Origin of the sequence: Citrobacter sp. wls710 (assembly GCF_005281115.1) — a bacterium.
GTDB lineage: Bacteria > Pseudomonadota > Gammaproteobacteria > Enterobacterales > Enterobacteriaceae > Citrobacter > Citrobacter werkmanii.
Map to the genome: position 1 here is coordinate 129,016 of NZ_SZXD01000025.1, position 13,977 is coordinate 142,992.

The following is a 13,977-nucleotide window of genomic DNA, read 5'->3' on the forward strand; positions in this document are numbered from 1 at the left end:
TTAACCTGAGGCTATTCTGCAGCAGTTAAGTGGCGTTAAAATGCACAATGCTCACGCAATATAGTAAAGGGAGTTAAGTGTATGCAGCGTTTGGGATTCAATAACGCCAGGGTGCGTCAGGCAAATAAACAGATCTTTTTGTCGCATCTATGGCGGGAAAAACAGCTTAGCAAGTCGCAGTTGGCGCAGCTCACCAGCCTGTCAATCCCGGCGGTCAGCAATATTCTTGAAGAGCTGATGGATGAAGGGAGAATCAGCCATTCGCGAGAAACCTTAAGCCAGCGCGGTTTGAGTAGCGGCAGCTATCATTTGCCAGAAACAGGCGCCTGGACGCTCTGCATCAACGTCACCCCGACCAGCATCACCAGCCAACTGGCGGACGCGCGTCTGGTGGCCGTCGGCGACTGGCGCCATGAGGTCATTAAACCTGATACGCCAAAAGCGCTACTGGCGGCATTGGCGACACACTGGCGGGAATACCATCGGCAATTTCCAGAGGTTACGATTAATCTGGCGCTAGGCGTGCACGGCCAGGTTGATCCGATTACCGGCGCATCAAAAACCATGCCTCAGGCTCCGTGGAAAACACCGGTGGAAATAAAATACCTGCTTGAGGAGATGCTTGGTGTGCAGGTCCGGCTGGACAATGACTGCGTGATGCTGGCGCTGGCGGAAAAGTGGCAAAATCCGGCGGCTAAAGGTGATTTTTGTGTGATTAACGTTGATTACGGCATTGGCTCATCGTTTGTCATTAACGATAACATCTGGCGGGGCAGTTTGTATGGCAGCGGTCAGATTGGCCATACAATAATTCATCCGGACGGGGTTGCCTGCGACTGCGGTCGTTATGGGTGTCTGGAAACGGTAGCGTCATTAAGCGCACTGAAAAAGCAGGCTCGCGTGTGGATGAAATCGCAACCGGCTTCCCTGTATGATCCGGAAACGTTGACCACCGACCAGCTTATTGATGCCTGGAGGCACGGAGACGTCCGCATTCAGGCGTGGGCTGAACATGCCGCCAGCGCTATTGGCCTGAGTCTTTATAACTTTTTGAATATACTGAATATTAACCAAATATGGTTATATGGGCGGAGCTGCGCATTTGGCGAGAGCTGGCTCAATACGCTGGTACAACAAACCGGATTCAATCCGTTCGATCACGGCGATAACCCGCGAGCCAGGGCAACGCAGATCGGTTTCGGTAAACTGACTCGCGCTCAGCAACTCATGGGAATTGGCTATCTGTATGTAGAATCACAACTTAGCGAGCTGTAGTCGTTAATCCACAACGCTCACGACTAAACGTTCATGCACCGTGGCGATAAAGTCGGTCAGTGCCGGTTTCAGTGCCCCCTTTTTCCACGCCATCAGCAACGCGATGGTTGGAACATCACCAATAATGGGGCGAAAAACCACCTGTCCGGTATTAAAATTATTCATATAACCGGGTATCAAAGTCACCCCCAACCCCATGCCAACCAGGTTCATGGTCACCAGAATATTGGTCGCCACCTGCACGATATTGGGCTGGCTTTTTTGCTGCTGAAACCAGTTTTTTACAATCATTGCTAACGCGCCGGAATAAGCGGGATCGGTGCCGACAAAATTGACGCCGTGCAGTTGCTGTGCCGATATCGCTTTCTCATTAGCCAGCGGATGATTCACCGGTAACACTACCACCAGCGGCTCATGAATCAGCTCCAGATAATCCAGCTCTGGGCTGTAAACCGGATGACGCATTAAGCCAACGTCCAGCTCTCCGCGCAGGATCTTCTCCTCCTGCTCGGTGGTGATCAAACTGACCAGTTCAATATGCGTATCCGGTTGTTTTAAACGAAACAAAGGCAGCACCTTGGGCAACAGATTTACCTCTGCGGAAGGGACAAAGCCGATAGCGAAATGGTTATCTTCCTGCCCCGTTTTACGGGCGCGAACTTTGGCATTTTCCGCCTGTTCGAGGATCACCAACGCATCCTGTAAAAAACATTCACCTGCTGCCGTTAACGCAACTTTGCGCTTGTCCCGCACCAGCAAGGGAACCCCCACGCAGGCCTCCAGATCGCGGATCTGACTGCTTAACGAGGGCTGAGAGGTATGCAGTTTTTCTGCCGCCCGGGTGAAATTCAGCGCCTGCGCCACCGCTACAAAATAGCGTAAGTGCCTCAGTTCCATGCCCTTCTCCTTGTTATCGAAAAAATGTCTCAACTGGTAGAAATTTACTATTTCACAGATTGATAACTAACCAGCAACATCCTTAGGGCACAAAAAAAGAAGGTCAATACATCTTAGCTTTCAGGATTAAAAAATATGACCACACCCTCAAATTTAGACATCTACCAACTGATTGATACCCAACACGGTCGCGTAACCCCACGAATTTATACCGACCCTGACATTTACCAACTGGAGCTGGAACGCATCTTTGGACGCTGCTGGCTGTTTCTTGCCCACGAAAGCCAAATCCCCAAACCGGGCGATTTCTTTAACACCTGGATGGGCGAAGACGCCGTGGTGGTGGTGCGCCAGAAGGACGGCAGCATCAAAGCGTTTCTCAACCAGTGTCGCCACCGCGCGATGCGCGTGAGTTACGCCGACTGCGGTAACACCCGCGCCTTCACCTGCCCGTATCATGGCTGGTCGTACGGCATTAACGGCGAGCTAATCGACGTGCCGCTGGAGCCGCGCGCCTACCCGCAAGGGCTGTGCAAATCCCACTGGGGCCTGAACGAAGTACCGTGCGTCGAGAGCTACAAAGGGCTGATTTTCGGTAACTGGGATACCACCGCGCCGAATCTGCGCGATTATCTCGGCGACATCGCCTGGTATCTCGACGGCGTGCTGGATCGCCGTGAAGGCGGCACTGAAATTGTCGGCGGCGTGCAGAAATGGACCATCGACTGTAACTGGAAATTCCCCGCTGAACAGTTCGCCAGCGACCAGTATCACGCGCTGTTCAGCCACGCTTCCGCCGTGCAGGTACTGGGCGCGAAGGATGACGGCAGCGACAAACGCCTCGGAGACGGTCAAACCGCTCGCCCGGTGTGGGAAACCGCCAAAGACGCGCTGCAGTTCGGCCAGGACGGGCACGGCAGCGGCTTCTTCTTTACCGAGAAACCGGACGCCAACGTCTGGGTCGATGGCGAAGTCTCCAGCTACTATCGCGATACCTATGAAGAGGCCGAGCAGCGTCTGGGCAAGGTACGCGCACTGCGTCTCGCCGGTCACAACAACATTTTCCCCACGCTCTCCTGGCTGAACGGCACCGCCACGCTGCGCGTCTGGCATCCGCGCGGACCGGACAAAGTCGAAGTATGGGCGTTCTGCATCGCTGATAAAGCCGCCTCTGATGAAGTCAAAGCCGCTTTTGAAAACAGCGCCACCCGCGCCTTCGGACCGGCGGGGTTCCTGGAGCAGGACGACTCGGAAAACTGGTGTGAAATTCAAAAACTGCTCAAAGGCCACCGGGCACGCAACACCAACCTGTGCCTGGAGATGGGTCTCGGCCAGGAAAAACGCCGTGAAGACGGCATTCCAGGGATCACCAACTACATCTTCTCGGAAACCGCCGCCCGCGGCATGTATCAGCGCTGGGCCGATTTATTAAGCAGCGAAAGCTGGCAGGAAGTGCAGGAAAAAACCGCCGCATACCAGCAGGAGGTGATCAAATGAGCGCGTTAGTCTCCCCTGAGCTGCATCACCGCATCAGCCAGTTCCTGTATGAAGAAGCGCGTCTGCTGGATGACTGGCAGTTTCGCGACTGGCTGGCGCAACTGGATGAAGGCATTCGCTACACCATGCGGACCACGGTGAATGCCCAGACGCGCGACCGCCGTAAAGGCGTACAGCCGCCGACCACCTGGATTTTCAACGACAACAAAGACCAGCTTGAGCGCCGCATCGCGCGGCTGGAAACCGGCATGGCGTGGGCCGAAGAGCCGCCTTCCCGCACCCGCCACATGATCAGCAATCTGCAGGTGAGCGAAACCGACCAGCCGGACGTGTTCGCCGTGCGCCTGAACTATCTGCTGTACCGCGCACAAAAAGAGCGTGATGAAACGTTCTACGTCGGCACGCGCATGGATAAAGTCCGTCGTCTGCCTGACGACACGTGGCGTCTGCTGGCACGAGAGATCGTGCTCGATCAGGCGGTGATCAACTCCCACAACCTGAGCATCCTTTTCTGATGAATCGTATTTTGGCCTGCTCCGCCACGGAGCTACCGGAGGGGGAAGCCCTCCGCCTGGAGACCTCGCCCGTCATCGCCCTGTTCCATATCGGCGGCGAGTTTTATGCCATCAACGACCGCTGCAGCCACGGCAACGCCTCGATGTCGGAGGGCTATCTGGAAGACGACGCCACGGTGGAGTGCCCGCTGCACGCCGCCAGCTTCTGCCTGAAAACCGGCAAAGCGCTGTGCCTGCCCGCCACCGATCCGCTCACCACCTATGCGGTGCATGTGGAAGGCGGCGAGGTGTTTATTGATTTACCCGAGGAGGCCAGATGAGCGATTTACGCGATAACGTTGTGTTTATTACTGGCGGTGGCTCCGGGCTGGGGTTGGCACTGGTCGAACGCTTTATTGAAGAAGGTGCGAAAGTCGCCACGCTCGAGCTGTCCGCGGCGAAGATTGCCAGCCTGCGCCAGCGCTTTGGCGATCATGTGCTGGCGATAGAAGGTAATGTCACCTGTTATGCAGACTACCAGCGCGCGGTGGATCAGATCCTCAGCAATTTTGGCAAACTGGACTGCTTTATCGGCAACGCCGGGATCTGGGATCACAACGCTTCCCTGGTTAATACGCCTGCGGATGCGCTGGAGAGCGGCTTCCACGAGCTGTTTAACGTTAACGTACTGGGCTATCTGCTGGGCGCAAAAGCCTGCGCTCCCGCACTTATCGCCAGCGAAGGCAGCATGATTTTTACCCTCTCTAACGCGGCCTGGTATCCGGGCGGCGGTGGGCCGCTGTATACCGCCAGCAAGCACGCGGCCACCGGGCTGATTCGCCAGTTGGCCTACGAGCTGGCGCCAAAGGTGCGGGTGAACGGTGTCGGCCCATGCGGCATGGCCACCGATCTGCGTGGCCCGCAGGCGCTCGGTCAGAACGATACCTCAATAATGCAGTCGCTGACGCCGGAGAAAATTGCCGCCATTCTGCCGCTGCAGTTCTTCCCGGAACCGGCTGACTTCACCGGCCCGTACGTGATGCTGGCTTCACGCCGCAACAACCGTACGCTAAGCGGCGTGATGATCAACGCCGATGCCGGGCTGGGGATCCGTGGGATCCGCCACGTGGCCGCCGGTCTGGATCTGTAAGGAGCGAGCATGAGCGAACAGATTATTGCCATTATCGGCGGCGGCCAGGCGGGGGCGATGGCCGCCGCCGCGCTGCGACAGCAGGGGTTTAGCGGGCCGCTGCATCTTTTCTCCAACGAAATGCATTTGCCTTACGAGCGCCCACCGCTCTCGAAGGCCATGCTGCTGGACGATAATCCACAGCTTCAGCCAGTTCTGCCCGCCAACTGGTGGCAGGAACACAACGTGCAGTTGCATATGGGCGTCACGATACGCGAGATTGATCGCGCCTCGCGTACGTTAATGCTCGCCGACGGGCAAACCTACCGCTGGACGCAGCTGCTGCTGGCGACCGGGGCCGCCGCCAGACCGCTACCGCTGCTGGATGCGCTGGGCGAGCGCTGTTTTACCCTACGTCATGCGGGAGATGCCGAGCGTCTCCGGACAGCGCTAGAGCCGGGAAAATCGATCGTGATTGTCGGCGCGGGTACCATCGGCCTGGAGCTGGCGGCCAGCGCCACCCAGCGTGGCTGTCGGGTGACTGTGGTCGAACTGGCGGATACGGTGATGGGCCGCAATGCCCCGACTCCGGTACGCGATTATCTGCTGGCACGCCACCAGTTAGCGGGCGTGCGGGTGCTGCTCAACAGCGCCATTGAGCACGCCGAAGCGGGCGAGTTCCTCTCGCTTACCCTGCAAAATGGCGAAACGCTACAGGCTGATGCCGTGGTTTACGGTATCGGGATCGTGGCCAACGATGCGCTGGCACGCGAAGCGGGGCTGGAAACCGCTAACGGGATTATTGTCGATAGCACCTGTGCCACCGCCGACCCGGCCATTTTCTCCGCCGGTGATGTGGCGCTCATTCGCCAGCCGGACGGCTCGTTAAGGCGCATCGAAAGCTGGGAAAATGCCAACTTCCAGGCGCAGGTTGCCGCTGCTGCTATGCTCGGTTTACCCCTGCCAGAAGCCACGCCGGGCTGGTTCTGGACCGATCAATACAGTGATAACCTGCAATTTGTTGGTGAAATGCAGGGAGAAAGTTGGCTCGTACGTGGCGATCCTGATGCGCAGAAAGCAATATGGTTTAGTCTGCAGAATGATGTCATTGTCGGCGCAGTGACGTTGAACCAGGGCCGGGAAATGCGCTTATTGCGGAAATGGATTCAGGCTAAGAAAAAGCCGCCAGTGGCAGCTTTAGTCGATGAAACAATCTTGCTTAAGTCACTATAACTGGCGGATGTCTCTTCGTTTATCCGGCCTACACGTGAGTTACCTGTAGGCCGGATAGGGTCCAGCAATCAATATGACTTACGCGTAAACCGGGAAGCGTGCGCAGATATCCAGCACTTTACCTTTGATGCGCTCAATTACCGCTTCATCATTGATATTGTCCAGAACATCACACATCCAGCCAGCCAGCTCTTTCACTTCCGCTTCTTTAAAACCACGACGAGTGACAGCCGGGGAACCGATACGGATACCGGAAGTCACAAACGGGCTCTTCGGATCGTTCGGTACGCTGTTTTTGTTGACGGTGATGTTAGCACGACCCAGTGCGGCGTCAGCTTCTTTACCGGTCAGGTTTTTATCAACCAGATCCAGCAGGAACAGGTGGTTTTCAGTCCCACCAGAAACCACTTTGTAGCCGCGGTTCAGGAACACTTCCACCATCGCTTTGGCGTTTTTCGCAACCTGCTGCTGGTAAACTTTGAACTCTGGCTCCATCGCTTCTTTCAGCGCCACGGCTTTCGCCGCGATCACGTGCATCAGCGGGCCGCCCTGCGCGCTTGGGAACACGGCGGAGTTCAGTTTTTTGTACAGCTCTTCATCACCGCCTTTCGCCAGGATCAGGCCACCGCGCGGACCCGCCAGGGTTTTGTGCGTGGTGGTGGTGACAACGTGAGCGTGCGGAACCGGGTTCGGGTAAACGCCAGCGGCAATCAGACCGGCAACGTGCGCCATGTCGACGAACAGGTATGCGCCGATGCTGTCAGCGATTTCACGCATTTTTGCCCAGTCAACCACGCCGGAGTAGGCAGAGAAGCCACCGATGATCATTTTCGGCTTGTGCTCTTTGGCCTGCTTAGCCATGTCTTCGTAGTCAATTTTACCGGACTCATCAATGCCGTAAGGAATGATGTTGTACAGTTTGCCGGAAAAGTTAACCGGGGAGCCGTGAGTCAGGTGGCCGCCCTGCGCCAGGTTCATACCCAGCACGGTATCGCCCGGCTGCAGCAGCGCGGTGTAGACAGCGAAGTTAGCCTGAGAGCCAGAGTGCGGCTGTACGTTAGCGTAGTCTGCGCCAAACAGCTCTTTCGCGCGATCGATAGCCAGTTGCTCAACGATATCAACGTATTCGCAACCGCCGTAGTAGCGCTTGCCCGGATAACCTTCAGCGTATTTGTTGGTCAGCTGAGAACCCTGCGCCTGCATAACACGCGGGCTGGTATAGTTTTCGGAGGCGATCAGTTCGATGTGCTCTTCCTGACGTACTTTTTCCTGCTCCATAGCCTGCCACAGTTCGGCATCATAATCGGCAATGTTCATTTCACGCTTTAACATCCGCATCTCCTGACTCAGCTAACAATAGAATTTCGGCCTAAAAAGGCAGTCCCGTTGGACGACGGCCAACAGTATAACCGAATCATTCTTCGATAACAGGTCTTGACAAAGGATTTTACGCAAACGATTACCTTCGCGGTACGCAAGGCTTTGGAGAACAAAGGTCTGCCGAATTTCAACGGATTTCTTTTCAGGTTTGTGATGCAGATTTTTCACGATGTAACCTTTACAACGCAAAGTTACAAAGAACCATTTACAATGCAGGGGTATTTTTTATAAGATGCATTTGACATACATCATTAAAGTTTCAGATAAAGGAAGACCGTATGCTTGACGCACAAACCATCGCTACAGTGAAAGCCACCATTCCCCTGCTGGTTGAAACTGGTCCGAAGCTGACCGCCCATTTCTACGATCGCATGTTTACGCATAACCCAGAGCTGAAAGAAATTTTCAACATGAGTAACCAGCGCAATGGCGACCAACGTGAAGCGCTGTTTAACGCCATTGCCGCGTATGCCAGCAACATCGACAACCTGGCAGCACTGTTGCCAGCCGTTGAGAAAATCGCGCAGAAACATACCAGCTTCCAGATTAAACCAGAGCAGTACAACATCGTAGGAAGTCACCTGCTGGCCACGCTGGACGAAATGTTCAGCCCGGGCCAGGAAGTGCTGGATGCGTGGGGCAAAGCATACGGCGTGCTGGCGGGCGTGTTTATTAACCGTGAAGCACAAATCTACAGCGAAAACGCCAGCAAAACCGGCGGTTGGGAAGGTACGCGTCCTTTCCGTATCGTGGCGAAAACGCCGCAAAGCCGCGCGATTACCAGCTTTGAGTTTGAACCCGTCGACGGCGGCGCAGTGGCTGAATACCATCCGGGTCAATACCTGGGCGTTTGGCTGAAACCAGAAGGTTTCCCGCATCAGGAAATTCGTCAGTACTCACTGACCCGTAAGCCAGATGGCAAAGGCTACCGTATTGCCGTGAAGCGCGAGGATGGTGGTCAGGTTTCAACCTGGCTGCATAACCACGCCAATGTCGGCGATGTGGTTCACCTGGCCGTGCCTGCAGGCGATTTCTTTATGGACATTGCGACCGATACGCCGGTGTCGCTGATTTCCGCAGGCGTGGGCCAAACGCCAATGCTGGCAATGCTGGATACGCTGGCGAAAGCTCATCATACGGCGCAGGTTAACTGGTTCCACGCGGCGGAAAATGGCGATGTACATGCTTTCGCCGATGAAGTAAAAGAACTCGGCAAAACGCTGCCACGCTTTAGCCAGCATACCTGGTATCGTGAGCCAACCGAAGCCGATCGCGCGAAAGGTGTGTTTGATAGCATTGGTCTGATGGATCTGAACAAACTGGAAGGGGCAATCAGCGATCCGGCGATGCAGTTTTATCTGTGCGGCCCGGTCGGCTTTATGCAGTTCGCCGCGAAGCAACTGGTCGGTCTGGGCGTGAAAAACGAGAACATTCATTACGAATGCTTTGGCCCGCATAAAGTATTGTAATTACGTCATGCCGGATGGCGCTGCGCTTATCCGGCCTACGGGATGTTGTAGGCCGGATAAGGTGTTTACACCGCCATCCGGCAAGCATGGCGCGGCTTAGATTGCCGCATCGTCTTCTTCACCGGTACGAATACGAATAACGCGCGCCACGTCGAAAACAAAAATCTTACCGTCACCGATTTTACCGGTCTGCGCGGTACGGATAATGGTGTCAACGCAGGTATCGACGATGTCGTCGGTAACCACAATTTCAATTTTTACCTTCGGCAGAAAATCCACCATGTATTCCGCACCACGGTACAACTCGGTATGGCCTTTCTGGCGGCCAAACCCTTTCACTTCTGTCACTGTCATACCGGTAATGCCGACTTCAGCCAGCGCTTCACGGACGTCGTCCAGCTTAAAAGGTTTAATAATCGCATCAATCTTTTTCATGCTATTCCTTGAAAAGGTCGCCTGTCTTTTGATCGAATAAAACTAACATAATCCGCAGATTTATTCTTTGAAATCGTTTGCATCCAGCTCATGGCGAGAGAGCAACTTGTAGAATTCGGTGCGGTTGCGCCCCGCCATTCGCGCCGCGTGGGTCACATTGCCTTTTGTGATTTGCAGCAGCTTGCGCAGGTAGTTGAGTTCAAACTGATTGCGCGCTTCAACAAACGTCGGCAGCGCGGTGTTCTCCCCTTCCAGGGCCTGCTCCACCAGCGCATCGCTGATCACCGGCGAAGAGGTCAAGGCCACGCACTGCTCGATCACGTTGACCAACTGACGCACGTTGCCCGGCCAACTGGCGGTCATCAAGCGCTTCATGGCGTCGGTAGAAAAGGCGCGCACAAACGGCTTATGCCGTTCTGCAGACTGACGCAGCAGATGGTTTGCCAGCAACGGAATATCTTCCGTACGCTCGGCCAGCGCCGGGATCTTCAGGCTTACCACGTTGAGGCGATAATACAAATCTTCGCGAAACTCGCCCCGCGCCATCGCTTTCGGCAGGTCGCGGTGGGTAGCGGATATGATGCGCACATCAATGTCGATATCGCGGTTACTGCCCAGCGGCCTGACCTTGCGCTCCTGTAAAACGCGCAGCAATTTGACCTGTAACGGCGCGGGCATATCGCCAATCTCATCAAGAAACAGCGTCCCGCCTTCCGCCGCCTGAAACAGGCCCTCACGATTGCTTACCGCCCCGGTAAAGGCACCGCGCGCATGCCCAAACAGTTCGGACTCCAGCAGTTGTTCCGGTAACGCGCCACAGTTAATGGCAATAAAAGGCTTGTGACTACGCGGGCTGGCATTATGAATCGCCTGGGCAAACACCTCTTTCCCGGTTCCGCTCTGACCGTTAATCAATACGCTAACATCTGATTGCGCGACCATCCGCGCCTGTTCTAACAAACGCAGCATCAGCGGACTGCGGGTGACGATGGACTCACGCCAACTGTCATCAGTGGCTGGCGCAGACTGTTCCAATGCGCCATCAATCGCCTGGTATAACGCGTCTTTATCCACCGGCTTGGTGAGAAAACTGAACACCCCTTGCTGCGTCGCGGCAACGGCGTCAGGGATGGAACCGTGAGCAGTGAGGATAATAACCGGCATTCCAGGCTGCACTTTCTGGATTTCAGTAAACAGCTGCATGCCGTCCATTTCATCCATGCGCAGGTCACTGATAACCAGATCCACTTTTTCGCGGTTCAGCACCCGTAACCCTTCCTGCCCACTTTCTGCGGTTACGACGCTGTAGCCTTCGCTGGTCAGTCGCATACCGAGCAATTTCAACAGGCCCGGATCGTCATCCACCAGCAGCAGATGTGCGGGCTTACGGCTTATCATGGTGTGACCTCATCGGCAGATGGCGCAGTGCCATCCTCGTTATCAGGCGTGGTGAGTTTATCATTTCCGTGCGGCGCATCAGGATTGTAGCTGCCGGCAGGTTTGCGCGTGGAAAGCTGACGTTCAATATCGGTCAGATTTTCCAGCTTACGGGTTGTGAGATCGAGCTGGGACTGCAAATGCTGCTGCTGTTGACGCAGAGTATCCAGATCACTGTCCGATGTTTGCTGGAGTTTGCTGTAGCGCATACGCTCTTCGGCAAGCTGCAGTTGTAGCGTTTGGCTGCTGAGCCAGACCTGATACAGGGGTCTTACTTGCGGCGGAATTTGTGGACTTAATGCCTCGAGGCGCGAAACAGCTTCCCGCCTTTCAGGTGGCGTAATGTTAGCGTTATCCAGCAGAATCCCGCGCCTGAAAGCCCCCTGCCAGGTATCTGGCACCATCATACTGGCTTCACTGCGCGCCTGTACCGGCATCAGGCGATTGGCGCAATCCATCGCCCGCAGCCAGTATAGCGGATTGGTGTCTGTGGGCTGACCAGACAGCGACCAGATATCGCTACAGTCGGTTGCAAGATAGTCCGCCAGTTGGTAAGGCGGAATTTTCTCCTGCGAGGGGTCGCCGATAATATGATTCACCGCGTTCGGCACGCACCCGGCCAGCGCCAGACACGGCAGGCTTGCGAGGATGATGCGGCGGAAAAAATGTCGTTTAAGCATTCGGACAACAACGTGTGGCATACTCACCAGACTTAGGTTTATTTTAGTGATTTTTTGCAGCAGAGAGCGGCAATTCTATGCGAAAGCAAACGCTTTGCGCATAGTCATCAACCAGATACAGTTTGCCTCGCATACGGCGGATGCAATCTCTGGCAATGCTCAGCCCCAACCCGCTTCCTTTTACCGCCCCTTTTCGCTGATGGCTACCCTGGAAAAAAGGCTCGAAGATCATGGTCTGTTCTGCTTCTGGAATCGGTGTACCGGTATTCGTTATATCGATGTATACCGTTGAGCCATGCAAACTGCTGCGGATCCAAATGTTACCGGATTCAGCGCCATAGTGCACCGCATTGGAATAAAGATTGTCCAGCACGCTCATCAACAGCATCGGTTCTGCCAGGCAGGTGTTCGCCTCAAGCGCTACCTCAGTATGTATCATTTTGCCGCGAGCGGGCAGACTATGTGCAGAAACAACGCTTTCAACCAGCGGCGCGATTTCCACACTCTCAAGCTCAACCTCGTCATCCGCCAGCTTACGGTTGTAATCAAGAAGCTGCTCAATCAGCTTTTGCAGGTTACGGCTGCTGTCATCCAGAATACCGACCACCTCTTTTTGCTCCGGCGTTAGCGGTCCCACAACCTGATCGGCCAGCAACTCCGTCCCTTCGCGCATACTCGCCAGCGGAGTTTTCAGCTCATGGGAAAGATGACGTAAAAACTGATGCCGTTGCGACTCAAGCCAGGAAAGACGTTCGCTCAACCAGATAATGCGCTGACCGACAGACCTCAGCTCACGCGGCCCGGTAAATAATACGCTGTCGCCCAGCGAACGCCCTTCCCCCAGCCGATTGATCATCCGTTCTATGCCTTTCACCGGGCCGATAATCATGCGAGTGAACAGCAGTACCATCGCCAGACTGACGAGAAACAGCACCAGCGCCTGCCAGCCAAAGAACTGCCCACGTTCGGCAATTTCCTGCTGTAGCTGCTGACCACGAGAAAAGACCACGGTGCGCGTTGCTTGTACCATCTCGGTATTGGCATTGGCGAACGCTTCCAGCCGGGCTGCCGCTACGCTATCTGGACCGCTGTTATTGCACTGTAATTGCGCGAGGTCGTTGAGATCCTGACGTAATGCCTGATAAAGCTTGGTATCCGGCAACACGCCCGCATGCGCATCCAGCATGTCGCTATAGCGTTTACGCTGACTCTGGTAGACCTTTGCCAACGTTGAATCATCAAGCACACAATACTGCCGGTAGCTACGCTCCATCTCCAGCGCGGCGTTGGTCATCGCCTCACTGCGTCTGGCGTCAATCAGCGTGGTGCGGTTCGTCAGCGCCGCCTGCGCGCTCAAAGCATTCAGGCTTTGCCACGCCTGCCAGGCCAGAACTAACAACGGCAGCAGAATCAGCAAGAATGCCAACATAACCAATTGACGTAAAGATCGGGGGAAAACTGACCAGCGCTTCAAGGCGTTACTCTCATTGGACAGGAATAACTTGATGCTAACTGAGGGGAACGCCAGATACAACAAAGCCGGGATTAACCCGGCTTTGTTGTGGAATAAGGCGGTGCCTAACTCGACGTTTCGCCCGGAGGTTGATATGAGCCATGCTAATATCAGATGTTGGACGGCAGGCACCTTGTTGTGCGTCATTCGAAGTTTATGTAGCGCTTCCCGAAGGGGCTGACATAAGAAGGTGAATGAGCCACTGGTTAATATTATGCAGTATCTGTGCCAATATTCAAAACACTTTGTTAACACAATGATAGATATGAAAAATATCGTTATTCACGTTAAAAATGGTTCTGCCGTTTTTTTGCACTTCCTGTCGCCAATCAGCAACACCTGTAGCACATAAAAACAAAACCATTTTAAATCAAATAGTTAAATGTCTCTTTTTGGCGACAACCTACTCCCACCTATGTCGGGGTTTCCCGACACTTTAATTTTGCGGTGCAAGCGCTGAGTTTATTGCCGGATGGCGGCGTACAGAGAGACAGGCAAAAAAAGCCCCTCGCAGGAGGGGCTTAATGGCTATCGGGCT

13 protein-coding genes and 1 pseudogene are annotated in these 13,977 nt (G+C 54.8%); 8 read left to right on the forward strand and 6 right to left on the reverse strand.

All coding sequences use genetic code 11. From position 1 onward, the window contains the following. The first annotated feature begins 81 nt into the window (after window positions 1-81). Entirely contained in the window at window positions 82-1,275 is a 1,194-nt protein-coding gene (locus tag FDX14_RS08830) for an ROK family transcriptional regulator (RefSeq protein ID WP_061382201.1), read from the forward strand. 3 nt (window positions 1,276-1,278) lie between these two features. Here the strand turns inward: FDX14_RS08830 and hcaR are convergent, their stop codons facing one another. Then, window positions 1,279-2,172, reverse strand: coding sequence for a DNA-binding transcriptional regulator HcaR (hcaR, locus tag FDX14_RS08835; RefSeq protein ID WP_137349356.1), 894 nt, complete (start codon window positions 2,170-2,172; stop codon window positions 1,279-1,281). 135 nt (window positions 2,173-2,307) lie between these two features. Here hcaR and hcaE point away from each other — a divergent pair, with 135 nt between their 5' ends. The 5 genes from hcaE to hcaD are packed head-to-tail and all read left to right on the forward strand — an operon-like array spanning window position 2,308 to window position 6,525. Beyond that, the gene (gene hcaE / locus FDX14_RS08840) at window positions 2,308-3,669 is read left to right on the forward strand and encodes a 3-phenylpropionate/cinnamic acid dioxygenase subunit alpha (RefSeq protein ID WP_137349357.1); all 1,362 of its coding nucleotides are present in this window, start codon (window positions 2,308-2,310) and stop codon (window positions 3,667-3,669) included. Continuing rightward, window positions 3,666-4,184 carry a 3-phenylpropionate/cinnamic acid dioxygenase subunit beta gene (gene hcaF / locus FDX14_RS08845; protein WP_137349358.1) on the forward strand — a complete coding sequence of 173 codons (519 nt, stop codon included), beginning with the start codon at window positions 3,666-3,668 and terminating at the stop codon, window positions 4,182-4,184. The genes hcaE and hcaF overlap by 4 nt, the downstream gene beginning before the upstream one ends. Then, window positions 4,184-4,504 (forward strand): 3-phenylpropionate/cinnamic acid dioxygenase ferredoxin subunit, encoded by a 321-nt coding sequence (gene hcaC / locus FDX14_RS08850; RefSeq protein WP_137349359.1) that lies wholly within the window; start codon window positions 4,184-4,186, stop codon window positions 4,502-4,504. The genes hcaF and hcaC overlap by 1 nt, the downstream gene beginning before the upstream one ends. Beyond that, window positions 4,501-5,313 (forward strand): 3-phenylpropionate-dihydrodiol/cinnamic acid-dihydrodiol dehydrogenase, encoded by an 813-nt coding sequence (gene hcaB / locus FDX14_RS08855; protein WP_137349360.1) that lies wholly within the window; start codon window positions 4,501-4,503, stop codon window positions 5,311-5,313. The genes hcaC and hcaB overlap by 4 nt, the downstream gene beginning before the upstream one ends. Window positions 5,314-5,322: 9 nt before the next feature. Further along, a complete protein-coding gene (gene hcaD, locus FDX14_RS08860; RefSeq protein WP_137349361.1) occupies window positions 5,323-6,525 on the forward strand; it encodes a phenylpropionate dioxygenase ferredoxin reductase subunit in 1,203 nt (400 codons plus the stop codon). A gap of 78 nt (window positions 6,526-6,603) precedes the next feature. On the opposite strand, the gene glyA is transcribed toward hcaD, so the two are convergent. Next, window positions 6,604-7,857 (reverse strand): serine hydroxymethyltransferase, encoded by a 1,254-nt coding sequence (gene glyA / locus FDX14_RS08865; protein WP_032939458.1) that lies wholly within the window; start codon window positions 7,855-7,857, stop codon window positions 6,604-6,606. A 326-nt stretch (window positions 7,858-8,183) separates the two neighbouring features. Between glyA and hmpA the strand changes: the two genes are divergently transcribed. Next, entirely contained in the window at window positions 8,184-9,374 is a 1,191-nt protein-coding gene (gene hmpA, locus FDX14_RS08870; protein WP_137349362.1) for an NO-inducible flavohemoprotein, read from the forward strand. A gap of 4 nt (window positions 9,375-9,378) precedes the next feature. Beyond that, window positions 9,379-9,474 (forward strand): annotated as a pseudogene (locus FDX14_RS25730) (hypothetical protein); the annotation flags it as partial. Here FDX14_RS25730 and glnB read toward each other — a convergent pair. The 4 genes from glnB to qseE are packed head-to-tail and all read right to left on the reverse strand — an operon-like array spanning window position 9,471 to window position 13,400. Continuing rightward, window positions 9,471-9,809: a nitrogen regulatory protein P-II gene (glnB, locus tag FDX14_RS08875; RefSeq protein WP_002914032.1), complete on the reverse strand. Its 339-nt coding sequence runs from the start codon at window positions 9,807-9,809 to the stop codon at window positions 9,471-9,473. The pseudogene FDX14_RS25730 and the gene glnB overlap by 4 nt on opposite strands. 60 nt (window positions 9,810-9,869) lie before the next feature. Further along, on the reverse strand, window positions 9,870-11,204 hold the full coding sequence (gene glrR, locus FDX14_RS08880; RefSeq protein ID WP_304701307.1) for a two-component system response regulator GlrR: 1,335 nt from the start codon (window positions 11,202-11,204) through the stop codon (window positions 9,870-9,872). Continuing rightward, window positions 11,204-11,947 (reverse strand): two-component system QseEF-associated lipoprotein QseG, encoded by a 744-nt coding sequence (gene qseG / locus FDX14_RS08885; protein WP_079223109.1) that lies wholly within the window; start codon window positions 11,945-11,947, stop codon window positions 11,204-11,206. Before qseG ends, glrR begins: the two co-directional genes overlap by 1 nt. 22 nt (window positions 11,948-11,969) lie before the next feature. Continuing rightward, entirely contained in the window at window positions 11,970-13,400 is a 1,431-nt protein-coding gene (gene qseE / locus FDX14_RS08890; RefSeq protein ID WP_137349370.1) for a two component system sensor histidine kinase QseE/GlrK, read from the reverse strand. Window positions 13,401-13,977 lie beyond the last annotated feature (577 nt).